17 protein-coding genes and 1 pseudogene are annotated in these 26462 nt (G+C 69.3%); 4 read left to right on the forward strand and 14 right to left on the reverse strand.

Translation table 11 applies throughout. The annotated features are described in order from the left end of the window. Positions 1–33: 33 nt before the first annotated feature. Both AWC08_RS26350 and AWC08_RS39230 read left to right on the forward strand, forming a co-directional pair. Positions 34–6168, forward strand: coding sequence for a PE domain-containing protein (locus AWC08_RS26350; protein WP_085088431.1), 6135 nt, complete (start codon positions 34–36; stop codon positions 6166–6168). Positions 6169–6526: 358 nt separating this feature from the next. Beyond that, entirely contained in the window at positions 6527–8068 is a 1542-nt protein-coding gene (locus AWC08_RS39230; protein WP_069435360.1) for a PecA family PE domain-processing aspartic protease, read from the forward strand. Between the two features lie 10 nt (positions 8069–8078). On the opposite strand, the gene AWC08_RS26360 is transcribed toward AWC08_RS39230, so the two are convergent. The 6 genes and pseudogenes from AWC08_RS26360 to AWC08_RS26385 form a co-directional block, all read right to left on the reverse strand. Continuing rightward, positions 8079–8909: a DegV family protein gene (locus AWC08_RS26360; RefSeq protein ID WP_069435359.1), complete on the reverse strand. Its 831-nt coding sequence runs from the start codon at positions 8907–8909 to the stop codon at positions 8079–8081. Beyond that, positions 8897–9664 carry a diglucosylglycerate octanoyltransferase gene (gene octT, locus AWC08_RS26365; protein WP_069435358.1) on the reverse strand — a complete coding sequence of 256 codons (768 nt, stop codon included), beginning with the start codon at positions 9662–9664 and terminating at the stop codon, positions 8897–8899. The genes AWC08_RS26360 and octT overlap by 13 nt, the downstream gene beginning before the upstream one ends. Next, complete coding sequence (gpgP, locus tag AWC08_RS26370; RefSeq protein ID WP_069435357.1) at positions 9651–10322, reverse strand: glucosyl-3-phosphoglycerate phosphatase; 672 nt, start codon at positions 10320–10322, stop codon at positions 9651–9653. Before gpgP ends, octT begins: the two co-directional genes overlap by 14 nt. After that, entirely contained in the window at positions 10319–10702 is a 384-nt protein-coding gene (rsfS, locus tag AWC08_RS26375; RefSeq protein ID WP_065133804.1) for a ribosome silencing factor, read from the reverse strand. Before rsfS ends, gpgP begins: the two co-directional genes overlap by 4 nt. After that, entirely contained in the window at positions 10699–11364 is a 666-nt protein-coding gene (gene nadD / locus AWC08_RS26380) for a nicotinate-nucleotide adenylyltransferase (protein ID WP_083271421.1), read from the reverse strand. Before nadD ends, rsfS begins: the two co-directional genes overlap by 4 nt. Positions 11365–11466: 102 nt before the next feature. Further along, positions 11467–12930: pseudogene (locus AWC08_RS26385) on the reverse strand (PE family protein); the annotation flags it as partial. Positions 12931–13151: 221 nt separating this feature from the next. On the opposite strand from AWC08_RS26385, the gene AWC08_RS26390 reads away from it, so the two are divergent. Further along, positions 13152–14144, forward strand: a complete 993-nt coding sequence (locus AWC08_RS26390) for a class I SAM-dependent methyltransferase (protein ID WP_142283827.1) — start codon at positions 13152–13154, stop codon at positions 14142–14144. A gap of 73 nt (positions 14145–14217) precedes the next feature. Here AWC08_RS26390 and AWC08_RS26395 read toward each other — a convergent pair whose 3' ends face one another. From AWC08_RS26395 to AWC08_RS35840, 6 genes are all read right to left on the reverse strand, one after another. Then, on the reverse strand, positions 14218–15663 hold the full coding sequence (locus AWC08_RS26395) for a vWA domain-containing protein (RefSeq protein WP_085088434.1): 1446 nt from the start codon (positions 15661–15663) through the stop codon (positions 14218–14220). Next, entirely contained in the window at positions 15663–16538 is an 876-nt protein-coding gene (locus AWC08_RS26400; protein WP_065133807.1) for an AAA family ATPase, read from the reverse strand. The genes AWC08_RS26395 and AWC08_RS26400 overlap by 1 nt, the downstream gene beginning before the upstream one ends. 23 nt (positions 16539–16561) lie before the next feature. Then, a complete protein-coding gene (locus AWC08_RS26405; protein ID WP_065133808.1) occupies positions 16562–17821 on the reverse strand; it encodes a glutamate-5-semialdehyde dehydrogenase in 1260 nt (419 codons plus the stop codon). Further along, complete coding sequence (locus AWC08_RS26410; protein WP_069435149.1) at positions 17821–19269, reverse strand: mechanosensitive ion channel domain-containing protein; 1449 nt, start codon at positions 19267–19269, stop codon at positions 17821–17823. Before AWC08_RS26410 ends, AWC08_RS26405 begins: the two co-directional genes overlap by 1 nt. Further along, positions 19269–21449, reverse strand: a complete 2181-nt coding sequence (locus tag AWC08_RS26415) for an adenylate/guanylate cyclase domain-containing protein (RefSeq protein WP_069435150.1) — start codon at positions 21447–21449, stop codon at positions 19269–19271. Before AWC08_RS26415 ends, AWC08_RS26410 begins: the two co-directional genes overlap by 1 nt. Before the next feature lie 136 nt (positions 21450–21585). Beyond that, positions 21586–22038: a hypothetical protein gene (locus tag AWC08_RS35840; RefSeq protein ID WP_065133811.1), complete on the reverse strand. Its 453-nt coding sequence runs from the start codon at positions 22036–22038 to the stop codon at positions 21586–21588. A 69-nt stretch (positions 22039–22107) separates the two neighbouring features. Here AWC08_RS35840 and AWC08_RS26425 point away from each other — a divergent pair, with 69 nt between their 5' ends. Continuing rightward, on the forward strand, positions 22108–22983 hold the full coding sequence (locus tag AWC08_RS26425; RefSeq protein ID WP_069435152.1) for a ribokinase: 876 nt from the start codon (positions 22108–22110) through the stop codon (positions 22981–22983). A 42-nt stretch (positions 22984–23025) separates the two neighbouring features. Here AWC08_RS26425 and AWC08_RS26430 read toward each other — a convergent pair whose 3' ends face one another. Together AWC08_RS26430 and AWC08_RS26435 are read right to left on the reverse strand one after the other, a co-directional pair. Then, entirely contained in the window at positions 23026–24231 is a 1206-nt protein-coding gene (locus tag AWC08_RS26430; RefSeq protein WP_069435153.1) for a Fic family protein, read from the reverse strand. Positions 24232–24417: 186 nt separating this feature from the next. Continuing rightward, positions 24418–26460 carry an NAD(+) synthase gene (locus AWC08_RS26435; protein WP_085088438.1) on the reverse strand — a complete coding sequence of 681 codons (2043 nt, stop codon included), beginning with the start codon at positions 26458–26460 and terminating at the stop codon, positions 24418–24420. Between the last annotated feature and the right edge of the window lie 2 nt (positions 26461–26462).

A 26462-nucleotide genomic window follows, 5' to 3' on the forward strand; every position in this document is an offset into this window, starting at 1 on the left:
CGTCCGCCGAAGACTGATCCAAAGGTGCCGACGATGTCTTACGTGATCGCAACACCCGCCGCTCTGGCCGCGGCGTCGACGAACCTGTCGGACATCGGCGAGGCCATCCGGGCGGCCACCGCGGCCGCCGCCTCGCCCACGACGGGCATCGCGGCGGCGGCCGCGGACGAGGTTTCCGCGGCCATAGCGCGGTTGTTCGGCACGTTCGGCCACCAGTATCAGCTGGCCAGCGCGCAGGCCGCGGCGGCCAACGACGAGTTCGTTCAGGCATTTCAGAGCGGCGCGGCAGCATATGAGCGCATCGAGTTCAGCAACGCCGGGCTGCTGCAACCGCTGCTGGACAGCCCGCTGGCCACGGGTCTGATGGGCCTCATCAATGCGCCCAGCGAACTGATCACCGACCGGCCCATGATCGGTAATGGCGCCGACGGCGCGCCGGGCACTGGTCAGAACGGCGGGGACGGTGGCTGGTTGTCCGGCAACGGCGGCAACGGCGGGTCGGGCGCGCCAGGCCAGCAGGGTGGTGCCGGTGGGAACGCCGGCGCTAACGGCAACGGCGGCAACGGCGGTGCGGGGGGCGATGCAGTGGCTCCCGGTGGGCGCGGCGGCGACGGGGGGCGCGGCGGCAACAGCGGAACGACGACCGGTTATGCCGGCACCGGGGGGGCAGGAGGAGCCGGTGCGCCCGGCGCTGCAGGGCAACCCGGCGGGGCCGGCGGCAACGGCGGGGCCGGCGGGGCCAGCCAGATGATCGCGCTCGCCAGCGGAGGCACCGGCGGTGCCGGTGGCGTCGGCGGTGCAGGAGGTCACGGTCTTCCAGGTGCTTCCGGCGGGGCCGGTGGAGCCGGCGGGCTGGGCGGATCCGGAGGTCCGGGCAGCATCGCCGGGAACTCGGGTGTCGCCGGTGTCGGCGGTGATGGTGGTGTTGGTGGCGCGGGCGGATCGGGCATCAGCACCAGCGGGGCCGGCGGTGACGGCGGAGCCGGCGGGCGTGGCGGGGACGCCGGGGCCGGTGGCAGCGGCGTGGGAGGCGGCGGCTTCGGGCGCGGCGGCAACGGCGGCGCCGGCGGCGCCGGGGCGGACGGGGCCAGCGGCGCCGCGGGCGTGGTCGGGTTCGCGGGAGGTCACGGCGGAGCCGGTGGCGCCGGTGGCAGCTCCGGGGCCGGCGGAACAGCGGGCAGCGGAGGGGTCGGTGGCGCCGGCGGCAGCGGCGGAAGCGGCGGCAACACTGCTTCGGGCTCCGGCCTGCCCGGCGGGGCCGGCGGCCAGGGCGGTGACGGCGGCATGGGTGGCGCCGGTGGATCCGGTACCACCGGCATCGGCGGCAACGCCGGAAGCGGCGGTACCGGCGGTGACGGCGGAAAGGCCGGCGCCGGTGAGGCAGCCGGCAGCGCCGGCGGCGCGGGCGGAAACGGTGGCGCGGCGGGAGCCGCCGGCACCGGCGCCGCCACCGGCCATGGCGGCACGGGTGGCCATGGCGGCAATGGTGGGGCCGGCAGTGACGGCAGCGGCGGCGGATTCGGCAAAGCCGGCTTCGTGGGCGGCAATGGCGGGATCGGCGGCAACGGCGGAGACGGTGGCGAGGCGGGCACCGGCGGCAACGCCGGCAACGGCGGAGCAGGAGGAGCCGGTGGGAACGGCGGCCGGGACATCAACGGCGGCGGGGGCGCCACCGCGCCGTCTGGCGGCAACGGCGGCAACGGCGGCGACGCCGGAAAGGCAGGCACCGGTCTCTTGGCGGGTCGCGGCGGCGTCGGCGGCTCCGGTGGAAGCGGTGGCCGAGGGGCCGATGGCGCCGCGGGCGGCATCGCCGGTACTTCTGGCGACAACGGCGGTGCGGGCGGGGCCGGCGGCAACGGCGGCAGCGGCGGCGCTACCGGCACCGGCGGCGTCGCGGGCAGCGGTGGCGCCGGCGGCAACGGCGGCGCCGGTGGCGGTAAAGCCGACTCCGGCATACCCGGCGGCAAAGGCGGAGCCGGCGGCAACGGCGGCAACGCCGGTGCCGCAGGTAGCGGCGCCGTCCTGGGCGGCGGCGGTACTGGCGGCGGTGGCGGAAACGGCGGAAACGGGGGCATCGGCGGTGACGGCGCTGCCGGCGTCGGTGGAACCAGAGGTGGCGGCGGCGGGGCCGGTGGCAACGGCGGATCCGGCGGCGTCAGCGGGACCGGCGGCAATGCCGGAAATGGCGGCACGGGAGGTAACGGCGGCAACGCCGGCAGTGACACGGGCGCCGGCGGAGCGACGGCGCCGTCCGGCGGCAACGGCGGCAACGGCGGCGATGCCGGCCAAGCCGGCACTGGTGCCACCGCGGGCAGTGGCGGCACCGGCGGCAACGGCGGTACCGGCGGAAAGGGCGCCGACGGCGCCGCCAGTAGCGTCCTCGGCGCTGCGGGCGACGCCGGTGGCGACGGCGGGACCGGCGGTAACGGCGGCAGCGGCGGCGCCAGCGGTACCGGCGGCAAAGCCGGCAATGGCGGCGCCGGTGGCCACGGCGGCAACGGGCACTCCGAAGCCGGGGCACCCGGCGGCAACGGGGGTGCGGGCGGCAACGGCGGCAATGCCGGTGCGGCCGGCGGTGGCGCCGTCACCGGCGGCGGCGGCGCCGGAGGTAACGCCGGCAACGGCGGCAACGGCGGCAGCGGCAGCGCGGGCGCGGCCGGCAGCATCGGAACCAACGGCGGGGGCGGCGGGGCCGGCGGCACCGGCGGCAACGCCGCCGGCGCCGGCAGCAAAGGTGGCAACGCCGGTAACGGGGGGGCCGGCGGCACCGGCGGGGACGGCGGGCCCGATACCGGCACCGGCGGAACCACTGCCCCGGCCGGAGGCAACGGCGGCCACGGCGGGGACGCAGGCAAGGCCGGTACCGGCGCCACCGCGGGTAGCGGCGGCGTCGGCGGCGCCGGCGGAACCGGTGGCAAGGGCGCGGACGGCAACACCGGCGGCCCCGGTACGACCGGTGACAACGGCGGCGCCGGCGGTGTCGGCGGCAACGGCGGCAGCGGCGGCGCTACCGGCGTCGGCGGCAAAGCCGGTAACGGCGGCGCCGGCGGCAGCGGTGGCAACGGTCACTCCGGCGCCGGCAGCAATGGCGGCACCGGTGGCGCCGGTGGCGCCGGTGGCAACGCCGGCACGGGCGGCATCGGCGCAATCGCCGGCGCCGGCGGCGTCGGCGGGAGCGGCGGCGCGGGCGGTAACGGAGGCAACGGCAGCGAGGGCGCGGCCGGCGCGGCGGGAACCGCCGGCGGAAACGGCGGCGCCGGCGGCAACGGCGGCACTGCCACCGGCGCGGGCAGCAAAGGTGGCAACGCGGGCAACGGTGGCCACGGCGGCAGCGGCGGGAAAGGCGGTGCCGACATCGGCGCCGGCGGGGCCACTGCGCCGGCGGGCGGTGCCGGTGGAAACGGCGGCAACGCGGGCGCGGCGGGTACCGGGACCACCAAGGGCAGCGGCGGACTCGGCGGCAACGGCGGCAACGGCGGCAGCGGGGCCACCGGCAGAGGCGGAGCCGACATCGCCGGCAAGACGGGCGATGCCGGCGGTCTGGGTGGGGTCGGCGGCAACGGTGGCAACGCCACCGGTGTCGGCGGGAAGGCGGGCAACGGCGGCTCGGGCGGCAGCGGTGGTGATGGCGGCCACGGAGGCACCGACACCGGCACCGGCGGCACGGCGGCCCCGGCCGGGGGCGCGGGTGGCCGGGGTGGAGTGGGTGGCCGTCCGGGCGCGGCAAGCGGTGGCGCCACTGGTGGTACCGGCGGTACCGGAGGTAGCGGCGGCAACGGCGGCAACGGCGCCGCAGGCGCCGCGGGCGACCAGGGCGGAGTGGGCGGCGTCGGCGGCCTCGGTGGCAACGGCGGCAACGCGTCCGGTACCGGCGGCAAGGCCGGCAACGCCGGCAACGGCGGCACCGGCGGCCGCGGCGGTGACGGCGGCGCGGACACCGGCGGCACCACCGCCCCCTCCGGCGGAGCGGGCGGTAAAGGCGGCAACGCCGGTGCGGCGGGAACCGGCGGTACCGCTCCGGGCAAAGGTGGTGTCGGTGGGGCCGGCGGAGACGGCGGCACCGGCAGCGCAGCCAATGCCAACAGTGGCAGCGGCGGCGGTCACGGTGGAGCCGGAGGGGTCGGCGGCAACGCCACCGGCACGGGCAGCGTGGGCGGCGCCGGCGGAAAGGGCGGCGCGGGCGGCACCGGTGGCACCGGCAGCGACGCGGCCCTCAACTCAGGATTGGCCGGCGGCAACGGCGGCGTCGGCGGACTCGGTGGCAATGGCGGCAACGGCGGCAGCGGCGGCACCACCGGCGGCAGGGGCGGTGGCGGCGGCGACGGTGGCTCCGGTGGCGTCAGCGGCGTGAGCGAAGCCAGCGGCGCCGTGGGCGGCGCCGGGGGCAGAGGCGGCAACGGCGGCACCGGAGGCAACGGCGGCACAACCGGTGGTAGCGCAGGCAGCGGCGGGAATGGCGGCAACGGCGGCAACGGCGGCAACGACGCCGGAAAGGGCGGCGTGGCGGCGCCCTCAGGCGGGGCCGGCGGCAATGGCGGTGACGCCGGCAAAGCCGGCACCGGCGCCACCGCCGGCAACGGCGCCGCCGGCGGCACCGGCGGCCAGGGCGGCAAGGGCAGCCATGGCAACGGTGGTGCGGCCGGCACCGTGGGAGACGCCGGCGGCAGCGGCGGCGCCGGCGGCAACGGCGGCAACGCGACCGGTGTCGGCAGCATCGGCGGTAAAGCCGGCGACGGTGGTGCGGGCGGCAATGGCGGTGACGGCGGGAGCGGTATCGCTGGTGCCGGCGCCGGTCATGACGGCGGTGCCGGCGGCGCCGGTGGCAACGCGGGCAGCACCGGCGCGGGCACTACCCAGGGCAGCGGTGGGCGAGGCGGCGACGGCGGCAACGGCGGTAACGGCGGCAACGGCCTCACCGGTGTGCCCGGCAAAGCCGGTGACATGGGCGGAAACGGCGGGAACGGCGGCAGTGGCGGCAACGCCACCGGCACCGGAGGCATCAGCGGCAGCGGCGGGCGCGGTGGCAACGCCGGCAACGGCGGCAACGCCGGCAACGACACCGGCCCCGGCGGCGTGAGCGCCCCGGCCGGTGGTGCCGGCGGGGTCGGCGGCCACGGCGGCAATGCGGGCACTGTCGCCAATGGCGCCACCTCCGGTAGCGGCGGCGCGGGAGGCAAGGGCGGCAACGGTGGCAACGGCGCTCAGGGCATCGACGCCGGCGCCACTTTCGCCGCTGACGCAGGCGGCACTGGCGGCGCCGGCGGCAAGGGCGGTGACGGCGGCAACTCCGGACCGGGTGGAACCAACGGCGCCAGCGGCGCCGGCGGGGCGGGAGGCAAGGGCGGCAACGGCGGCAACGGGAAGAACGGCGACGACGTCGGCCGCGGCGGCGACGGTGGCAGCGGCGGCGCCGCCGGCACGGCGGGCAAAGGGGGCGCGACAAGCCCCGTGGGCGGCGCCGGCGGGGCCGGCGGAGACGGCGGCGCGGGCGGCACGGGCGGCCCGGCCGCTCCCGGTGGTGCCGGGGGGAAGGGCGGCAGTGGCGGCGCCGGCGGCACCGGAGACGGTGTGGAGATCGGCGGTAAGGGCGGCAACGGCGGCGCCGGTGGCAAGGGCGGCGACAACAACACGACCATCTTCGCCCCGGGCGGCAAAGGCGGCGCCGGCGGCGACGGAGGGTCGGGCGGCACCAGCACGGGTGGCGTCACCTCCAACACCGGCGGCGCCGGAGGTACCGGTGGTGTCGGTGGTGCGGGCGCCACCGGAAATCGGGGCACCAGCTTGGTTGCGCCCGGCAAGGGCGGCGTCGGTGGTGTCGGCGGCAGCGGTGGAAACGGTGGAAATGCCGCCGGCCCGGGGGCGACCGGCGGTGGCGGCGGCGTCGCCGGCATGGGTGGCGTCGGCGGAAACGGCGGGAACTCCACTGTCGCGTCGGGTGCGCAAGGCGGTACCGGCGGGAACGGCGGTCGCGGTGGCTCCGGCGGATTCGGTGACATCAACGGCGCCGGCGCCAAGGGCGGCACCGGTGGCTCGGGCGGCACCGGCGGTGCTGGCGCTTCAGGCGGCAAGGGCAGCGGCGGCGACGACGGCAACGACGGGACTGACGCCGTCGGCATCGCCGGCGGCGACGGCGGCAAGGGCGGCACCGGCGGATCCGGCGGCGTGTAGAGCGCAAGACGCCGGCGCGCCGCAAGCGCCACAGCGAAGTTGAACGCGGAGAAGCGGAGATCAGCAAGGCCAACGCATCGGCACGGTAAGACCCGATCATCGCCGCACCCTGAGCGGTCCACGGCGAGGTCGATATGGGCGCGAGTGGCCCTAGCGGCCGCATGATGAACGCCGGCTGTATCAGGACGAGGTGGAAAACCGCTCGGGATCGCCACCTAAAGAACGAGTCAGCGTTACATTTCATCTATTCCGAAGAGCCACCACGCCGCCCGGCAAAGTTGAGGTCCGAGCACGTTGTCAGCAGCGGTGGTGCACGGCGACCGACGCGGAACAGCGCCCGACGCAAAGGAGGCGTGACATGTCGTCGTCATTGCTGGTCACGCCTGACTCGCTGTTCGCGGCGACGACAGAGCTGAGCAACCTGAATCTGGCATTACAGCGGACGAATATTGCCGCGGCGCTGCCCACCAGCCAGCTGGCGGCCGCAAGCGCCGACGAAATATCCGAAGCCGTAGCCGCTTTCTTTGCCGAGCAGGGCCAGCAATATCAGCAAGCCGCCGAGCAGTTCACCACGTCCTACCAGCAGGTCGTGGCCAGGCTGCTGGAAACGGCGCGCGAGTATGCGACCGCCGAGGCCGCCCTCGCCAGATACCTGGCCTCCAACGTGTCCCACCTGATCAACGACCCTGTTCTGCAGGCGACGGGGCGCCCGCTATTCGGTGACGGCGCCGACGGGCACACCACCGCTCAGGGCGTGGGAACACCCGGCGGAGCCGGTGGCTGGTTATTCGGCAATGGGGGTACCGGCGGCGTCAGCGTCCGATTCGGCGTGGCCGGGGGCGCCGGGGGTGCTGGCGGTTTGTTGGTGGGCAACGGTGGAACGGGCGGCGGCAACCTCTACGGCGGCATGCCCGGCGGCCCAGGCGGCTCGGCGGGCCTGATCGGCCTCGGCGGCACCGGCGGGGCCAGCGGCCCAGGCGGCGTGGGTGGCATGGGCGGCCGGGGCGGCCTGCTGGGAGCGCCGGGTACCGCCGGAATCAGCACGGCATTGGGTCCGAACCAAGCATTGATTCGGCCCGGTCAATGGGGCAGCCCGATGCTGGACGTCTCGGTGGGTGGCGGACCCAGTTTCCCCGTCACGGTGGATTCCGGCGCCTCGGGCTTGGTGGTGCCGCCGGCATTCGTCCAGGGCACAAATCTCGGGCCGGTGACCGGGACCGGCAGCATCACCTACGGCGGAGCCCTTCTCGTCAATTACGACACCTATCTGACGACGGTGAATCTCGGCAACGGCATCGTCACCGATCCGACCACCGTGGGTGTCGCCACCTCGGCCTATGTCAATGGCCAGCAAATCACGGACTTGTCGACGTTGCCCGTCTACCTGGGCGTGGGGCAGAACAACCAGTTCCCGTTCACCGAATCCGTCATCGAGGCGCTACCCGACGCGTGGGACGACGGGTTGTTGGTCAACCTGCCGCGTGGCTTGGTCGAGGTCGGGCCCAGTTCACTGCCGACCTATGTCAGCCTGGGCGGGAATCCGCGAACGGCAATCCAGGTGCAGATCAACAATGAACTACCACAAACGGTGGGCGCGTTCATCGATTCGGGTGGTGAATTGGGTGCTGTCCCACAATCATTGGTGCCGGGCCTTAACATCGGCAATCATCTGCCGGCCGGCACCGTCATCACCGTCACCACGATCAACGGTGTCCCGCTCTATACGCAGACGGTCACCGCTGCCCACACACCGTTCGTGGTGAACTCTGCCACCCAACCGATACCCCAGTCCGGATCCTATGTCTTCAATACCGGTTCCTACCCGTTCTCGGTGCTGCCCGTGTACTTCCAGAACACCTCGGACGGCATCGGGCGGGTGATCTTCGTCCGACAGATCTGAGGCCTGCGGGTCACTCCCCCAATTGCAGGCAGACGGCCAGCGCCCCATCGCCGACGTGCAGTGCGAGCACCGGGCCCAACGGGGTCACCAGCGCGGGCTCGCACGCAGGCAACCGCTCGGCCAACGTGCTTGCCAGCTCGCGCGCGCCGTCGGGGTTGGCGACGTGGTGCACCGCGATTGCCGCAGAGCGCTCCCCCACGATCTCGCAGACCTGATCCACCATCGCCGCAATGGCCCCTCTGGCGGTCCGGATACGTTGTGCCAGAACGAGTTTCCCGCCATCGATGTGTAGTAGCGGCTTGAGCGCCAGCGCGGTGCCCAGCCATGCCTTCGCGCCGCCGATGCGGCCGCTGCGGCGCAGATTGTCCAAACGGTGCACCACCATGTAGGCATGCGTGCGGTGCACCGCGGCCGTCGCGGCATCGGCGACGGTGTCCAGATCGGCCCCGCCCGCGGCCGCCCGAGCGGCCGTCAGCGCAATGAAACCGGCACCCATCGCCGTCGACTTGGAATCGATCACCCGTACCGAGGACCCGAATTCGGCGGCGGTCAGCTCTGCGGCGCGGCATGTTCCGGACAGGCCGGACGAAATATGCACGGCGACAACGCCGTCACCGTCACTGTCGGCCAGCGCTTGCCGATAGGCAGCACAGAGTTCGGCCGGCGTGGCCGCCGCGGTGGTCGCGTGGCGCTTGTGGATGTCGCCGGGAACATCGTCCACACCGTCGCGCAGGTCGGCACCGTCGAGCAGAATGTGCAGCGGCACTTCACGAATCCCCCACCGGTCGCGCAATTCGGTCGGTAGGCGCGACGAGCTGTCGGTGACCACTACGACGGACAACTGCGAGTTTTCTCGTTCGGAACTGTGCCGGTCTGAAAGGCTTCGGCGAGCGCCTTGAGCATCAGCTCGGCGACGCACTGATGCGCCTCGAAGTTCCAGTGGATCCCGTCCGGATTGCCGCGCCCGCTCATGATCTCTTCCCCGACCGCGGCTTTGAGATCCACCAGCGCAATGTTCTGCCGCTCGGCCCATTCCGCGATCGCCGCGACGGTACCCTCGCGTCCGTGGTGCGCCCTGCCATAGGTTTCGGCGATGTGCACGGACGGCAACGACGCCACGATCGGGATGCCGGGACGGTTGAAGTCGATTGCGCCACGGGTCTTTTCGAGGTAGTACGCGGTCAGCTGGGGCGGCAGTGCCGACCTTGCCACCGGCGAGAGCCGGGGCTGCAACCAGCCGTAGCCTTCCCGAACCCACCGCCGCAGCCATGGCGGCCGGACGTAACGGATCAGCTCACGCATCGCGGTGGGCCACACCGACGGCAACGAATCCATGCCGCTGGTGGCGAAGATCACCGCGCCCGCCTTGGGCAGCGCCGCCCAGGCCCGCGGGTCCTGAGTGGCAGCCCACCACACGTCCCGGCAGGTCCAGCCGATACGGCCGATCAATTCCACGTCCCAACCGAGTTGAGCACCAACGATATTGGGCCAGATACGCGGGTCGTCGGCGGGCAGGCCGCCGGTAGGGCCGTAGTACGACAGCGAGTCGGCGAAGATCAGCAGGGTGGGCCTGGGCCCGGCATCAGAGGACGTCATTGGACACCTGCGCCGACGCGTTCCACACATCCAGTCGCCAGCGGATGTCTTCGAAACGTGCGGCATCCTCCGAATGACCGCTCAGCTGGACCCAACTGCAGTTGCCCATGCCACCCAGGACGGGCCAATTGGCCACCGGAATCTTCAGCAGCGCGGCCGACAGCGCGGCGATCAGACCACCGTGAGCCACCAGCACGATGGGCCGCTCGGGCTGGCCTGTGCTGCCCCACTCCGGTGCGGCGGCAACCAGTTCGGCCACCAACGGCACACTCCGCGCGGCGACGTCGACCCTGCTTTCGCCGCCGTGCGGTGCCCAGGCGGCGTCCTCCCGCCATGCCAGTCGGGCGCCGGGGACCTCGGCGTCGATCTGGGTGTGCGTCATGCCCTGCCAGTCACCCAGGTGGGTCTCCCGTAGCCGCGGGTCCACCTTGACGGGCATGCCGGTCTGTTCGCCGAGCCTGGTCGCCGTGTCGTAGGCACGCCGAAGATCCGAGGACACAATCAGCAACGGCTGCAGTTTGCCCAGCACTTCGGCAGCGGCCACGGCCTGGGCGCGGCCAAGGTCGCTCAGGTCCGTGTCGAGCTGACCCTGCATCCGGCTGCCGAGGTTGTAGTCGGTCTGCCCGTGCCGCAGCATCACCAGCCGGCGCGCCCTCATTCCGCAGCCCCGTCAGGGTGGTCGCCCAGGTCGACGGCCACCAGCGGGCAGTCACCCCACAACCGGTCGAGCGCGTAGAAATTGCGGTCGTCCTGGTGCTGGATGTGCACGACGATGTCGCGGTAATCCAGCAATGTCCAGCGGCCCTCGCGGGCTCCTTCACGACGGGCGGGCTTGTAGCCGGCCCGGCGCATCTTCTCCTCGACCTCGTCGACGATGGCGTTGACCTGCCGTTCGTTGGACGCCGAGGCGATCACGAAGCAGTCGGTGATGACCAGTTGGCCGGAGACGTCGATGACGAGGACGTCGTCGGCGAGCTTGGATGCCGCAGCGGCGGCAGCCACCGTTGCCATGTCGATCGCTTCCTGATTTGCGCTCATGTGCTGTTCCCGGCCGCCACGCTGGGGGCGGCCGGGTTCTCGCTCCTCTCGGGTTTGCGGTAGAGGCGTCGTTTGGAGACGTACTGCACGACACCGTCGGGCATCAGGTACCACAGCGGCCGGCGCTCCAGGGCGCGGCGCCGGCAGTCGGTCGACGAAATCGCCAGAGCGGGGATTTCCACCAACGTCAACGCATCGCGGGGCAGCTCCCCCAGGACTTCGGTGATGTGGTCGTGGCGCAGCTCGTAGCCGGGCCGGCTGACACCTATAAAACGCGCCAGCTCGAACATCTCTTCCCAGCCGTGCCAGGTCAGGATGGACGCCAGCGCATCGGCGCCGGTGATGAAGTACAGCTCGGAGTCCGCGTTGAGGGTGTGCAGGTCACGCAACGTGTCCTTGGTGTACGTGGGGCCACCCCGGTCGATGTCGACCCGGCTCACCGAGAAGCGGGGGTTGGACGCGGTGGCGATCACGGTCATCAGGTACCGGTCCTCGGCGGCCGACACCTGGCGGTCTTTCTGCCACGGCTGCCCGCTGGGCACGAACACGACTTCGTCGAGGGAAAACTTGTGCGCGACCTCGCTGGCAGCAACCAGGTGGCCGTAATGGATGGGATCGAACGTCCCACCCATCACCCCCAGCCTGCGCAGCTGCTTTTGCATGGTTTGCCAGCTTACTGGAGCGACGTCGCCATAGCCGGGTCGGCGGTTGCGGGGCCAGCAGCAGAAACGCTGGTGCCCCGCGGGTCCGGCCCTGTTCGGTTACCCCTGTCCGGGAGCTCCGTTTGTCCCAACGAGCAGGCCGCCGGTTCCTCCGCTGCCGCCGGCGCCGCCGTTGGTCCCGTTTCCGCCGGCTCCGCCGTTACCGATGAACTGTGCGTTGCCGCCGTTGCCCCCGATTGCAACAGTGGTTCCGAAAGCGGGTCCGCCATCGCCGCCCCGCCCGCCGTCGCCGATGATTCCGCCGCGCCCGCCGTTGCCGCCGGTCCCGCCGTTGCCGAGCATGCCGCCGAACCCACCGGTGCCGCCGGCCCCACCGTTGCCGTACAGCCCAGCATTGCCGCCGTTGCCACCGGCGAACCCAGGGTTGGTTCCGACGTTGTTGCCACCGGCGCCGCCGGCACCACCGTTGCCGAACAGCCAGCCGCCGGACCCGCCGTCTGCGCCGGCCTGCGCCAGGCCCGCGCCACCGGCGCCACCGTTTCCGAACAGCCCGGCATGTCCACCGGCCCCAGGAGCGACCGCGGCACTGATGGAACTGCCGCCGTTGCCGCCGTCACCCCACAGGAAGCCGCCTTTTGCTCCAGGCAGCCCGTTGCCGCCGTTGCCGCCGTCGCCGGTCAGCAGCCCGGCCCGGCCCGCGACGCCGCCGGGAGTACCGACACCGCCGTCGCCGCCGTCGCCGAACAGATAGGCGTTCCCGCCGGCACCGCCGTAACCAACTCCGGAGAGGCTGCCGCCGGCGTTTCCGCCGTTACCGTGCAGCAGTCCACCGTTGCCGCCGCTACCGCCGCTACCCCCGGCGGTGGCGAAGGACAACCCACTAGCCCCGCCTGCCCCGCCGTTTCCGAACAGCCCGGCGGACCCGCCGTTGGCGCCGTTGCCGGCGGTAGCCGTGTTCGAGGTGCCGCCCGCGCCGCCGCTGCCGGCATTGCCCCACAACAGACCACCTCCGGCGCCGAGTCCACCGCTGCCCGCGTCGCCGGCCGGATTGTTGCCACCGCGTCCGCCGCTACCGCCGTTACCGAACAGCCCGGCTGCACCCCCAGCGCCGCCGTTCTGACCGATGCCGCCGGAGCCGCCGTTGCCGCCATCGCCGAGCAGGATCCCGCCGGGACGGCCCGCCTCGCCGGTACCGTCGACACCGTTGGCGCCGTTGCCGATCAGGGGGCGGTTGAACAGCGCCTGCGTCGGCGCGTTGATCGCATTGAGCAAAGCCTGCTCGACGTTGGTCGCCTCTGCCGCCGCGTACGCGTCAGCCCCACCGGTCATCATCCGCACGAACTGCGAGTGAAAATCCGCGGCATGGGCGCTCAATGCTTGATAGGACTGTGCGTGAATGCCGAATAGCGCTGCGATGGCCGCCGACACTTCGTCAGCGCCCGCCGCAAGCACACCCGTTGTGGGAAACAGCGCGGCAGCGTTGGCTGCGCTGATGGTCGTTCCGATGCCTGCCAGATCCCCAGCCGCAGCGGTCACCCATTCCGGCGCAGCAATCACGTACGACATATCTGGCTCCCGTCGCCCGGCCTGGCGATAGCCAGGCCGATCGGCGGATCGTAACGCCATCGCCTGACATTCTGGCCGGTTCGAGCAAGATCGGCAGGGTCTATGTTTCGGCGTCCATTTGCGTCGATGACCCCCATCAGAGCGGACGATCGTGTAGAAGGAGTGCTGTGGAAAATTCGCTGCCAGCAGCCGTAGATCAGCAACAAGAGTGGAAAGACGCCATGACCCGGCGGTTCCACAGCCGCTCTGTAGTCACCGGCGAGATTTCACTGCCAGCGGTGCCGAGCCTGCTCGACGAGTACGTGGAAATGTGCAGCCGCATCTTCGCCGCGGTGGGCAGGAAGTTCAACGACGAGGAACTCGCCCACCTGCGGACCGTGCTGCAGAATCAGCTGGCCGAGGCCTACTCGATCTCGCAGCGCTCCAACATCGTGATCAGTTACAACGCGCCCGTCGGCCCGACCCTGCACTACCAGGTCAACGCCCGGTGGTTCACCGTTGCCGAAGCCTACGAAAACTGGATCAGCACGCGTGAACCACCGCTGTTCGGCACCGAGCCCGACGCGCGAGTGTGGGCGCTGGCCAATGAAGCCGCCGACGTTCGCGACCATCGGGTGCTCGACATCGGCGCGGGAACCGGGCGCAACGCCCTGCCCCTGGCCCGGCGCGGACACCCGGTCGACGTGGTGGAGCTGACGCCGAAGTTCGCCGAGATCATCCGGACGCAGGCCCGCCAGGAAGGTCTCGACCTGCGGGTGATCGTGCGCAACGTCTTCGAGACCACCGACGACCTGCGCCAGGATTACCAGTTGATCCTGCTGTCGGAAGTGGTGCCGGATTTCCGGTCGCCGCAGCAGTTGCGCAGGCTGTTCGAACTGGCCGCCGCCTGCCTGGCACCCGGTGGGCAGTTGGTGTTCAACACCTTCCTGCCCCGCTACGGCTACGAAATCGACGACGCCGCACGCGAATTCGGGCAGCAGGCATACACAGGGATGTTCTCCCGCCAGGAGTTGGCAACCGGGGTCGAAGGGCTGCCGCTGGAGCTGGTCGCCGACGACTCGGTGTACGAATACGAGCAGGCCAACCTGCCGTCGGGCGCCTGGCCCCCCACCAGCTGGTACGCGGACTGGGTCAGCGGCCTCGACGTGTTCCCGGTCGCACGCGAGCAGAGCCCGATCGAGATGCGCTGGCTGGTGTTCCGCAAGACCCGCTGAGGGTTGGCGAGCAGACGCAAAGGCCCCTCGGAACGCGCGTTCCGGGGGGCTTTAGCGTCTGCTCGCCGGGAAGCTAGACCGGCAACAGCGCGTCGATCACCGTGGCCAGCTGTTTGGCCGAGCGGCATTCGTGCATGGTGATGACTTCCTCGTAGCGGGGCACCGCCGAGTCCCCGCTGCCCCACAGGTGTCTGGGCTCGGGATTGAGCCAGTGCGCATGCCGGGAGGCGTTGACCATGTCCGCGAGCACATCCACGGCCGGGTTGCGGTAGTTGGTGCGCCCGTCGCCGAGCACCAGCAGGGAACTGCGCGGCGACAACACGTTCGGGTTCGCCTGCACGAACGAGACGAACGCGTTGCCGTAGTCCGAGTGGCCGTCGCGGGCGTACACACCGGCTTCGCGGGTGATCCGCTGAATGGCCACCGCCAGGTCGGCCTCCGGCCCGAACATGTGCGTCACCTCATCGGTGGTGTCGATGAACGCGAACACGCGAACCCGCGAAAACTGTTGGCGCAGCGCATGAACCAACAACAAAGTGAAGTGACTGAACCCGGCGACAGATCCTGACACATCACAGAGGACCACCAGCTCCGGCCGTGCCGGGCGGGGTTTCTTCAGCACGACGTCGATCGGTACGCCGCCGGTGGACATCGACTTGCGCAGGGTCTTGCGCAGGTCGATCGACCCGGCGCGGGACCGGCGCCGCCGCGCCGCCAGCCGGGTGGCCAGCGTGCGGGCCAGCGGCGCCACCACGCGGCGCATCTGCCGTAGCTGCTCACCGGATGCCCGCAGGAACTCGACGTTCTCGGACAGCTGCGGGATGCCGTACATCTGGACGTGCTCACGGCCCAGCTGCTCGGCGGTGCGCCGCTTGGTCTCCGCGTCCACCATCTTCCGCAACTGCGAAATCTTCTGCGCCGCAATGGCTTTGGCGATCTGCTCCTGGCTGGGGGTGGGCTCGTCGCCGTAGGGGGCCAGCAGCCCCGCCAGCAGCTTGCCTTCCAGTTCGTCCAGCGCCATCGCCTTGAGCGCCTGATACGACGAGAACGACGGGCCGCGGCTCGAGTTGTACTTGCCGTAGGCCTCCACGATCCGGGCGATCATCCGGACCAGCCGCTCGTCCATGTCGGCCAGGTCCGGGTTGTCGGCCAGCAGGTCCAGCAGCATCTGCCGCATCGCCTCGACGTCGTCGGGGGGCAGCGCGTCGGAATCGGAGTCGCCGTCTCCCCCTTCTGAGACCACCGCCCGGGCCCCGAGCGCCGCGGGGAACCACAGGTCGAACATGGCGTCGTAGGTCTCGCGGTGATCCGGCCGGCGCAGCACCGCGCACGCCAGGCCCTCGCGGAGCACCATACGGTCCTCCAGACCCAGGGTCGCCATCACCCGGCCGGCATCCACCGTTTCCGACGGACCCACCGAAATCCCGCTCGCGCGAAGCGCTTCCACGAACCCGACCAGATGCCCCGGCAAGCCGTGCGGGGCGAGCGGCCGGGACGGGCGGATGCGCCGGCTGGCCATCAGTTCAGCCTCAGCTCGCCGGTCGCGCGTTGCTGGTCGGACTGGTGTTTGAGCACGACACCGAGGGTGGCGGCGACGACGGCGTCGTCGATGGTGTCCATGCCCAGCGCCAGCAGGGTGCGGCCCCAGTCGATGGTCTCGGCGATCGACGGCACCTTCTTGAGCTGCATGCCGCGCAGCACGCCGATGATGCGCACCAACTCCTCGGCGAGGTGTTCGGGCAGTTCGGGCACGCGTGAGAGCAGGATGCGCCGTTCCAGCTCCGGAGTCGGGAAGTCGATGTGCAGGAACAGGCAGCGACGCTTGAGGGCCTCGGACAATTCGCGGGTGGCGTTGGAGGTCAGCACGACCAGCGGTGTGCGGGTTGCGGTGATGGTGCCCAGCTCCGGGACGGTCACGGCGAAATCGGACAGCACCTCAAGCAGCAGGCCTTCGATCTCGATGTCGGCCTTATCGGTTTCGTCGATCAGCAGCACGGTCGGCTCGGTGCGGCGGATCGCGGTCAGCAACGGACGCTGCAGCAGGAACTCCTCGCTGAACACGTCATCCTTGGTGGACTGCCAGTCCCCGGAGCCGGCCTGGATCCGCAGGATCTGCTTGGCGTGATTCCACTCGTAGAGGGCTCGCGCCTCGTCGACGCCCTCGTAGCACTGCAGCCGGACCAGGCCCGACCCGGTCGCCTGGGCCACGGCGCGGGCCAGTTCGGTCTTGCCGACCCCGGCGGGACCTTCGACCAGCAGCGGCTTGCCCAGCCGGTCGGCGAGGAAGACGGCGGTGGCGGTGGCGGTGTCGGGCAGGTAGCCCGTTTCGGCGAGCCGGCGCGAGACGTCAGCGATATCGGCGAACAGCGGCACGGGCCGCGCGGGCACGCTCATAGGAGCTCCTTTGATCGAGGGAATCAGGCCGGACGGGTGTGGCCGTCACCCCACACGATCCACTTGGTTGAAGTCAGCTCCGGCAGGCCCATCGGGCCCCGGGCGTGCAGTTTCTGCGTCGAGATGCCGATTTCGGCGCCGAAGCCGAACTGCTCGCCGTCGGTGAACGCGGTAGACGCGTTGACCATCACGGCGGCGGCGTCCACCTGCTGAGTGAACCGTTGTGCCGCAGCAAGATTGGTGGTCACGATGGCCTCGGTGTGGCCGGTGCCGTACTCGTTGACGTGCGCGATGGCGGCATCCACCCCGTCAACCACCGCGACCGCGATGTCCATGGCCAGGTACTCGCGGCGCAGGTCTGCGTCTTCGGCGTCACCTTCGGCTCCACCGTGCACGGTGACGCCGGCGGTCTTGAGCGCATTCAGCAGCCGCGGCATCGCTTCCGCGGCGATCGCGGCGTCGACCAGCAGCGTCTCGGCGGCGTTGCAAACGCTGGGGCGGCGGGTCTTGGAGTTGAGCAGGATGCGCTCGGCGACGTCGAGATCTGCGGCTTCGTGCACGTAGACGTGGCAGTTGCCGACGCCGGTCTCGATGGTGGGTATCTGCGCGTCACGGACGACGGCCTCGATCAGACCGGCTCCGCCGCGCGGGATCGCCACGTCGACCAGGCCCCGGGCCTGAATCAGGTGGGTGACGGTGGCCCGGTCGGATGAGGACAGCAGCTGGACGGCGTCTGCGGGCAGCTCCTGGCTCTCCAGGGCGCCGCGCAGCACCGTGACCAGCGCCTCATTGGACCTCGCCGCTGACGAGCTGCCGCGCAGCAGCGCGGCGTTACCGGATTTGAGCGTCAACCCGAACGCGTCGACGGTGACGTTCGGGCGGCCCTCGTAGATCATTCCGACCACGCCGAGCGGAACCCGCTGCTGGCGCAGCTGCAGCCCATTGGGCAGGGTAGAACCGCGCAATACCTCACCGATCGGGTCCGGCAACCCCGCGACTTGCCGCAGACCGGCGGCTATGCCGTCGACGCGTTGTGGGTTGAGCGCCAACCGGTCGAGCATGGCCGCGGGTGTGCCTGCGGCCCGTGCCGTGTCCAGGTCTTCGGCGTTGGCGGTCAGGATCTCCTCGGCATGGGCCAGCAGCGCGTCGGCGGCGGCGTGCAGCGCGCGGTCTTTGACCACCGTCGGGATCGACGCCAGGATGCGGGCGGCCACCCGGGCACGACGGGCGGCGTCGTGCACCTCTTGGCGCAAGTCAGGCAGCGCCGGTGCTTGCAGACTCATTACCCCAGGGTATCGGGCTTTAGTCCACCGGGCGCGACTGCGGTCGCTGCCTTGGCGCGATCACCGCGGGTCAGTCTCGCCTTGTTCTGCCGCTCGTCGATCAGCCGGCCGAGATCCTGCAGCAGCATCGGCTTGTCCATCACGATCTTCTCGAGGTGTTCGCGCTCGATCTCCACGGCGGTCACTTCCTCGAGGGCATAGGCGCCGGCGAGGTTGGGCTGCCTGGTCAGCGCGGTGACCCCGATGAACGAGCCCTCGTTCAGCGTGGCGAAAGGCAGGACGGTGCCGTCGGCGTCCGTCACCGTCAATCGCACACTGCCGGCCACGATGAACGTCATCGCCGTCGGCACCATCCCTGCGTATTGCACGATCTCGTCGGTGCCGTAGCGCACGACCCGGGCGTACGGCGCCAGGAACTGCTGGTCAGCGAGGGTGAGGCGCAGTTCGGTGGCGACCACCGTACGTAATGCCTTGGTCACGCGTTCCGGAGTGGAGAAGTCGTCGTCCTCGCCGTCCAGATGCAGGTCCCATCGACGTGCGGCGTACCAGATCCAGCGCAAGAACGTCGACTCGGTGGCGCCCTCGTCGGCCGGGGAGCTGACCCTGATCGTGGTGCGGTACTGCCCGGCGCCCAAGGCGACGGAAGTCGGCGTGGTCCCCGGCAGCATCAGAGGCAGCGCGCTGGCCACCAGGGTCAGCATCGCGCAGACCTTGTCCGGCGAATCCCCCTGCGCGAATGTGGTGGTGACCGAGCATTTGTGCGGGCCGGCCGGGCGGCTGAGGTTGGTGAACGCGGTGGTCGCCAGCATCGAGTTCGGCATGATCCGCAGGCCGCCGCCGGTCTGGATGTGCACCGCCCGCCAGTTCACCTCGATGACTCGGCCCCGGGCGGTCTGGGTGTCCAGCCAGTCGTTGATCCGGAACGGCTGCTCGAAAAGCATGAACAGGCCCGAGACGATCTGTCCGACGGAATTCTGCAGCATCAGGCCGATCACGACCGAGGTGATGCCCAGCGCGGTGAACACCCCGCCGACACGCACGCCCCAGATGACGGACAGGATCACCGTCAGCCCCACCCCGATCAGCGCGAACCGGCCGACGTCGAGGAAGATCGCCGGGAGCCGCTTGCGCCAACTGTCTTCCGGGGCGCCCTCGAACACCGTCGCGTTGAGTCCGGACAACAGCAACACCAGCACCAGGAAGCCGAACACCGTGGTCAGCAACCGGACCGGGACGTCGCCCGCCGGGATCTCCGCGGTCTTGACCAGCAGCAACAGCAGGGCGCCGATAGGCAGCAACCAGTTGCGCAGCACGCCGACCTGGCGCGCCAGCCGGCTACGTTTGCGGGTCAGGATGTGGTGCAACTCGGTGAGCAGAATCAACCCGACCGGAAATCCGATCGCCACACCGATCGCCCAGTAGAACCACGGCGAGTTGAAGCTGTTCATCACCGCTCCGAAAGGCGGTAAATCGCCTGCTCGACGCCGCCGACCGAAATCGTGCCGGCCGGCGTGAATTGGCGTGTGTCGCGCATGGCCTCATACACCTGCGATGCGACGTAGATGCCGGGTTGCGGTGCGCCACTGTTCATCTGGTAGGCGATGCTGACCGCGGCACCCCACATATCGAAGGCAAGGCCCGATTTGCCTACCAGCCCGCTGATCACATTGCCGGTGTTGATGCCGATGCGAAGGCTCAGCAGGTGCCGGCTCTGGCTGTTGAAGCGCTCGATGATCCGCCGCGTCTCGAGAGCGAATTCCACACTGCGATTGATGCTGTCGAGTCGTGGGGTGACCATTCCGCAACTGGCCAAGTAGCCGTTGTGGAAGGTGCGAATTCGCTCCACCCCGAGGGCTTCGGCGGCCGAATCGAACTGGCGGAACAGGTCGTCGACGATGCCGACCAGTTCGTCGCCCGCAACGTCGTTCGAAATTTCGTCCAGGCCAACGATATCGGCGTAGATGATGGCAACGTCTTGATGCTTCTGCGCGATGTTGGCTTCGCCCTCGCGGTACCGCTGAGCCACCGACTCCGGCATCAACGCCAACAGCAGACGGTCGTTTTCCCGCCGCTGCTCGTTGAGTAGCTCTTCCTTGATCGCCAGATTTCGGCTCATCTCATTGAAGGCACCGGTGAGATCGCCGATCTCGTCACGCGACGTGATCGGAATGTTGACCTCGTAATCCCCCGAGCTGATCTTCTCCGCACCCTTTTCCAGGCGACGCAGCGGCCGTACCGCCGCCTGTGCGATGACCATCGCCGCGACCGAGATGACGAAGACCATCGCCGCGACGGCGATCGCGAGCGCTTTGGTGAACCGCCCGATCCGCGCGAACGCATCCGAGTCGTCCCGGGTCGCCAGAATCGACCACTGCAGATCGGAATTGGGGATGTTCAGCGGCGCGTAAGCCTCCAGTTCTTTGTTCCCGGTGTAGTCGGCGCCGGTCGTCACACCGGTTTCACCCCGCTGCGCGGCCTTGAGGCCGGCGCTGCGCACCGGCTGCACCAACGTGGTGCCACCCAGCCGGATGGCCCGATCCACCACGTCGGGCGCGGTGCCGGCCGCGACCACCTCACGCCGGTATTCTTGCGGATTCTCCAGGAAAAGCCTTGAGTCGGAACGCATCAGACCGTCAGGGCCGGCAAGATACGTTTCGGTCGCCGCACCCATGCCCGCGGCTTTCCATTGTTTGTTGGCGGTCATGATGTAGTTGATCTTGGCGATCGGGACCGGCAGCGCCATTACGCCGTCGATTCGTCCGTCCAGGCCGATAGGCGAAACCACCCATGCGGTGGGCGTGTCGAGTTGCGGCTGATACGGCTCGAAATCGGTGATCCAGACGAACTCGATGTCGTTGGAGCGCAGGGCTTTCAAATATGCGTCCCGCAGATTTGATTCGCGATAAGGCCCGGTCAGGATATTTGTGCCGAGGTCGGGCCCCTTGTCCACCGTGTAGACGATGTTGCCATCCATGTCGAACAGCAGCGCGTCCTGGTAGTTGAAGCGGCTGACGATGGAGCGAAGATAGTAATCGAATCGGGAGTTGGCGGCCGACCATGCGCTGCCATCGCCAGGATCACCGGGCGGGTCGGTGTTGGGCTTGGAGGCCGCGGTGTAATTGGCCTGAAGGTATTTCTGTGCGGGGGTTTTCGGCATCAGCGCATTGAGGTCGAGTTCTTCGCCGGTCACCCGCTGAATGGGTTTGATCATTCGGTTTTCGTAGTAGTTGGCCAGCGCCTGCTGTTGCGGACCGGTGATGGTCGCATTGTTCAGCTGATTGAATCCGGCGGTCAGTGCGATGATGGCCTGGTCGATGCTGAATCCGCCGCTGTAGACGATCAGCGAATTGGTCACCTCTCGGAACAAAGCCTCGATCTGCCGCTTCTGTGACTCACGCAACTCGATGAGTCGTTCGGACTCGACCTGCTGCAGGGCGTTGCGCCCGGAGACGGCGCCGATCAGGCCGATGACAGCGACGGACAGGATGCTCGACATCAGCAGCGCGACCAGGATCTTTGACTGAATGCTGATCCGGAAACGTATCCTCGGCAGGAATCGGCGGGCGCGCTTCTTGGCCGGAGCGCTCTGCGTCTCCGGCTCCGATTCTGTTGGCTCACCCGACGTCAATCGGCTTCCCTTCTCGCCACCGGTCTGTCACGGGGTCCCCGATCACGCTGCAGACTAGCTCTCAGACCGGCGGATATCGGCGTTTTGCTCAAAAGCGACGCCGGTGTGTGTCCGAGTAGTCATCGCACGGTGATGCCTATGCTCGGTGACTGACACGCTCCCAATCCACGACGAACCGGCGCGCGGGGTCTGAAGGGTCGACGGCACAAGGGACTTCGAGCCCGACCGCGAGGTAGGGCACGTGGTCTTCGGGTATCGATTGGACGCTGCGGCCGACGATCGGCGTCAGATTCGGGAATTGAAGCTCCATCTCGAGGACGTACTGCGGGGCGTCGAGCAGTTCGGGCATCGCCGTTGCGTCTCTACCCAAGCGTCGCAACGTGTTTCCAGTCGGGGCAAAGGACCTGAGCACACCGTGCGCACGCTGGCCAGAAGCGAGTAGTTGCGCTGCCGACGCCCATTGCCCCGACGCGCCGCCGTGCCGCTGCTTGTGCGCGTTGTACGCCGCAGCCAGGGCTGCCGTATCGGGCGGCTGCGGGAGCGTCGTCCGGCGAACCGGCCCTCCTTTCTGGATTCGAACCTTCTTCATGTCGGCACGGTAACCGGGGCCGACCGGCTACCGAGCCCAACTTTCGGGCAGGGATCTAGTCTCGGTGACATGTCTACGCGGGTCTGCGTGGTCGGCAGCATCAACTGGGATCTGACGCTGAATGTCGGCAGACTGCCCGGTCCCGGCGAGACGGTGCTGGCGTCGTCGCTGGCGTATGCGCCGGGCGGCAAGGGTGGCAATCAGGCGGTGGCGGCGGCCCGTGCCGGCGCGCAGGTGCGCTTTGTCGGAGCGGTCGGAGACGACGCCGCCGCTGACCAGTTGCTGGCTCACCTGCGGTCGGCCGGTGTCGCAGTGGACGGAGTTGTCCGTCACCGTGGGCCCAGCGGAACGGCGGTCATCGTGGTCGATGCGGGCGGTGAGAACACCATCGTGGTGGCTCCCGGCGCCAACTCGGCGTTATCGGTGTCGCCGGTAGGCCTCGTTGATTGCGACGTGATGTTGTGCCAGTTGGAGACTCCGGTACCGACGGCTTTGGCGGCCGCCCGGCACGCCCTGGCGGCCGGGGCGGTCGTCATGGTGAACGCCTCGCCTGCCGGGCAGGACCGTGAGGCGCTGGCCGACTTGGCCGGCGTTGCCGACGTCGTCATCGCCAACGAGCATGAGGCTGGTCAGTGGCCTTGGCGGCCTGAGCATTTCGTCGTCACCATGGGAGCCCGCGGTGTGCGGTATGTCGGTGTCGACGGCGAGTTCGAGATGCCCGCCCCGGACGTGGCGGCGGTGGACACCACGGGAGCGGGCGACGTATTCGCCGGTGTCCTGGCCGCGAGTTGGCCGGCGCGCTCCGGGTCTCCCGACGGCCGGCGGACGGCGTTGCGGCGCGCCTGTGCGGCCGGTGCGTTGGCGACGCTGGTAGCTGGTGCCGGCGATTGCGCGCCGGACTCCGCCGCTATCGACGCCGCGGTTCCGCGGTCGTCATATCGATAAACCAGCCCGGGGCTCGCGCGCCTGCCGCGCGCTCGGCGCACATCAGCCGGGAAGCGCGCCTGCCGCGCGCTCGGCGAAGGCGTCCAGGGCGCGCAGAACTTCGGGCGCGCGCCACGCTCGATTGCGGGTCTGGTCGGTGAACTCGACGATGATTCCGTACCCGGCGAGCGGTTCCACGTACCGGTAGACGTTGGTGATGGGGATTCCCAGTTCGCTGCTGATCAACTGCGCATTGACCACCGGGCGCTTCAGCAGCAGTCCCGCCACACGGTATACGGCCGAGTCGCGGCGGGCTGTGATCTGCGATTCCCAGCCTCCTCGAATCGTTTTCAGGTCGGCAACCAATTGTCGACCGTTGACCACGGCCAGCATCGACGCCATAGACAGTCGCTCAACGATCGGAGCGGGGTCTCCGTCGCGATAGGCCGTCAGTACGTCGAAGTATGAAGTGGTGTCCGTTAACAGTCCGGCTGAGACGGGGACTGTGACCTGACGAGCCAGTCGCTTGTTGCGCAACATCGACTGGATCATCGCGCGGCCGGTGCGCCCGTTGCCGTCGGGGAAAGGGTGGATGGTTTCGAATTGTGCGTGCGCAATCGCGATCTGCGGAACCACCGCTATGTCACCGCGTTTGGCGAACTGGATCAGGTCGTCGATGGCTCGTGGAACTCTGTTCTGGTGCGGTGCAACGAAATCAGCGCCCCGCGGACCGAAGTTGTTTCCGCCGATCCACACCTGCTCCGTACGCCATTTGCCGGCGATATCTGGCTCGCTGGCGTGCATTAGCGCGGCATGCATCGCCAGAATGGCGTCGCCGCTGATCTGGTCCGCCAGGTCGATAGCCGCTTGCATCGCTTTGGTATTCGCAACGATCAATGACGCGTTCGGGCGCTTACTGGTGCCGAGCGTTTCCGCTTCGGCGATAGCGCGCGAGTTGGCGGTGAGATTCTCAATCTTGGAGCTGGCAGCCGATTCCGTGCGCAGCAGCACAGCTGCAAAGGGAGCGATCTCACCACCGAGTTCGGTATCGAACCGCGCGATCTCCTGAGCGGCTTCCTCTGCATCAGCCAGCACACCGGAAGGCAGGCCGACATCCAGGTCGGCGATCTCGGCTGGAATGGCAGCCAGATACTCACCGGATTGACGTAGGGCCGCACGCAGGTCGGACCGCCCGTAGCCAGCCTCGGTCGGCAGCTCCCAGGTCAGCGCCTCGTACTCCACTCTGGTGCCGGAACTCAATGACGACATGGGCTTTTATAATCATTTAGCAACATAACTGATAATAAGCGCGCGCGGTGCTATCAGTTAACCCGACCGCCGAACAATGTTGCCAAGTGTTGCGCGCGGGATGATGCGCCTGCACCGACGATCACACTTCGACCGCCAATACAGCGCGACGCCCACGACATTCACCCCACCGACGCCGGCGGGAACTCAGCCTTCGGGCACCTCACGCTCGATCTCGTCGAGCCATATCCGCGCGGACATGTCCGAGGGCGCGCGCCAGTCCCCGCGCGGTGACAGCGAGCCGCCGTGAGAAACCTTGGGGCCGTTGGGCAATGCAGAACGCTTGAATTGGCTGAACGAGTAGAACCGCTGCACGAAGACCTGAAGCCAGTGCCGGATTTCCGACAGCGAGTAGGTGGGCCGGTTACCTTCGGGGAAGCCGGGCGGCCACTGGCCGCGTTCCGGGTCGCTCCACGCATGCCAGGCCAGGAACGCGATCTTGGACGGCTGGAAGCCGTGCCGCAACACTTGGAACAACGAAAAGTCCTGCAGCGCGTAGGGACCGACTTTGGCCTCACTGCTCTGCAGCTCTTCTTCCTCGCCGGCCGGCACTAGCTCGGGAGTGATTTCGGTGTCCACCACCGACTGCAGCACATCGGTGACGCTCTTCTCGAACTGATCGGTGGAGATGACCCACCGAATCAGGTGCTGGATGAGTGTCTTGGGCACACCGCCGTTGACGTTGTAATGCGACATCTGGTCGCCGACACCGTAGGTCGACCAGCCGAGCGCGAGTTCGGAGAGGTCTCCGGTGCCCAGCACGATGCCGCCGCGCTGGTTGGCCAACCGGAACAGGTAGTCCGTCCGCAGCCCGGCCTGAACATTCTCGAAGGTGACGTCGTACACCTTCTCCCCTCGTGCGAAGGGATGGCCTATCTCGGCGAACATCCGCTTGGCTGTTTCGCGGATGTCGATCTCTTCGAACGTGATACCCAACGCCTCGCCCAGTTTGATGGCGTTGTTCTTGGTGTGGTCGCCGGTGGCGAATCCCGGCAGGGTGAACCCCAGGATGTCGCTGCGCGGCCGGCCCTCCCGGTCCATCGCCTTGGCCGCGACGATCAACGCGTGCGTCGAGTCCAGCCCCCCGGACACGCCGATGATCACCTTCGGATAGTCCAGTGCCCGCAGCCGCTGCTCGAGTCCGGCGACCTGGATGTTGTATGCCTCGTAGCAATCCTGTTCCAGCCGTTCGCGATTGGACGGCACGAACGGGAAGCGTTCGATATTGCGTAGCAAGCCGATGTCGTCAGAAGGCGGGTCGAGGCGAAACTCGACACGGCGGAACGAGTCCGTGGCCGCTCGATGGTGGCGCCGATTGTCGTCGAACGTGCCCATCCGCAACCGCTCAGAGCGCAGCAGTCCCGTGTCGACGTCAGCGACCGAACGGCGCTCCCCCTTGGGAAAGCGCTCCGAGCACGCGAGCTCGGTGCCGTTCTCCCAAATCATGGTCTGCCCGTCCCACGCCAGGTCGGTCGTCGACTCGCCCTCCCCCGCGGCGGCATACACGTAGGCCGCCAGGCACCGTGCGGACGCCGAGCGGGCGAGCAGGCAGCGGTCTTCAGCCCTGCCGATGGTGATCGGGCTGCCGGACAGGTTCGCCAGCACGGTCGCCCCGGCCAGGGCCGCCTCGGCGCTGGGCGGGACCGGCACGAACATGTCTTCGCAGATCTCGACGTGCAACACGAAATCCGGCAGGTCCGAGGCGCTGAACAGCAGATCGGGGCCGAACGGGACGTCGCGGTCCGCGATCCGGATGGTGCCGCGCTCGCCGTCACCCGGTGCGATCTGGCGGTACTCGTAGAACTCCCGGTAGGTGGGCAGGTAGGACTTGGGCACCACGCCGAGCACGACTCCGCGATGAATGACCACCGCGGTGTTGTAGATGCGGTGCAGGTGCCGCAACGGGGCGCCCACGACCAGCACCGGAAGCAGGCCCGCGGACGCGGCCACGACCTCGCCGAGCGCCTCTTCCACGGAATCGAGCAGGGCATTCTGCAACAGGATGTCCTCGATGGAATACCCACACAAGGTGAGTTCCGGGAAGACCGCCAGCGCCACGCCGTCGTCGTGGCATTGGCGGGCCAACCCCAGAACCGACGCCGCGTTAGCCGCCGGGTCGCCGATTGACGTGTGGTGCGTGCACGCGGCAACGCGCACGAACCCGTGCCGGTATGCGGAGTAAAAGCTCATCG

Origin of the sequence: Mycobacterium gordonae (assembly GCF_002101675.1) — a bacterium.
GTDB classification, from domain to species: Bacteria; Actinomycetota; Actinomycetes; order Mycobacteriales; family Mycobacteriaceae; genus Mycobacterium; species Mycobacterium gordonae.

What these genes read in the sequence shown, in the direction of transcription:
- AWC08_RS26425 (WP_069435152.1), top strand. Translation starts at nt 22,108, where the DNA reads ATGTCTACGCGGGTCTGCGTGGTCGGCAGCATCAACTGGGATCTGACG.
- AWC08_RS26405 (WP_065133808.1), bottom strand. Translation starts at nt 17,821, where the DNA reads ATGAGTCTGCAAGCACCGGCGCTGCCTGACTTGCGCCAAGAGGTGCAC.
- AWC08_RS35840 (WP_065133811.1), bottom strand. Translation starts at nt 22,038, where the DNA reads ATGAAGAAGGTTCGAATCCAGAAAGGAGGGCCGGTTCGCCGGACGACG.
- AWC08_RS26435 (WP_085088438.1), bottom strand. Translation starts at nt 26,460, where the DNA reads ATGAGCTTTTACTCCGCATACCGGCACGGGTTCGTGCGCGTTGCCGCG.
- gpgP (WP_069435357.1), bottom strand. Translation starts at nt 10,322, where the DNA reads ATGAGGGCGCGCCGGCTGGTGATGCTGCGGCACGGGCAGACCGACTAC.
- nadD (WP_083271421.1), bottom strand. Translation starts at nt 11,364, where the DNA reads ATGCAAAAGCAGCTGCGCAGGCTGGGGGTGATGGGTGGGACGTTCGAT.
- rsfS (WP_065133804.1), bottom strand. Translation starts at nt 10,702, where the DNA reads ATGAGCGCAAATCAGGAAGCGATCGACATGGCAACGGTGGCTGCCGCC.
- AWC08_RS26430 (WP_069435153.1), bottom strand. Translation starts at nt 24,231, where the DNA reads ATGTCGTCATTGAGTTCCGGCACCAGAGTGGAGTACGAGGCGCTGACC.
- octT (WP_069435358.1), bottom strand. Translation starts at nt 9,664, where the DNA reads ATGACGTCCTCTGATGCCGGGCCCAGGCCCACCCTGCTGATCTTCGCC.
- AWC08_RS26400 (WP_065133807.1), bottom strand. Translation starts at nt 16,538, where the DNA reads ATGAGCGTGCCCGCGCGGCCCGTGCCGCTGTTCGCCGATATCGCTGAC.
- AWC08_RS26390 (WP_142283827.1), top strand. Translation starts at nt 13,152, where the DNA reads ATGACCCGGCGGTTCCACAGCCGCTCTGTAGTCACCGGCGAGATTTCA.
- AWC08_RS26410 (WP_069435149.1), bottom strand. Translation starts at nt 19,269, where the DNA reads ATGAACAGCTTCAACTCGCCGTGGTTCTACTGGGCGATCGGTGTGGCG.
- AWC08_RS26350 (WP_085088431.1), top strand. Translation starts at nt 34, where the DNA reads ATGTCTTACGTGATCGCAACACCCGCCGCTCTGGCCGCGGCGTCGACG.
- AWC08_RS26395 (WP_085088434.1), bottom strand. Translation starts at nt 15,663, where the DNA reads ATGGCCAGCCGGCGCATCCGCCCGTCCCGGCCGCTCGCCCCGCACGGC.
- AWC08_RS39230 (WP_069435360.1), top strand. Translation starts at nt 6,527, where the DNA reads ATGTCGTCGTCATTGCTGGTCACGCCTGACTCGCTGTTCGCGGCGACG.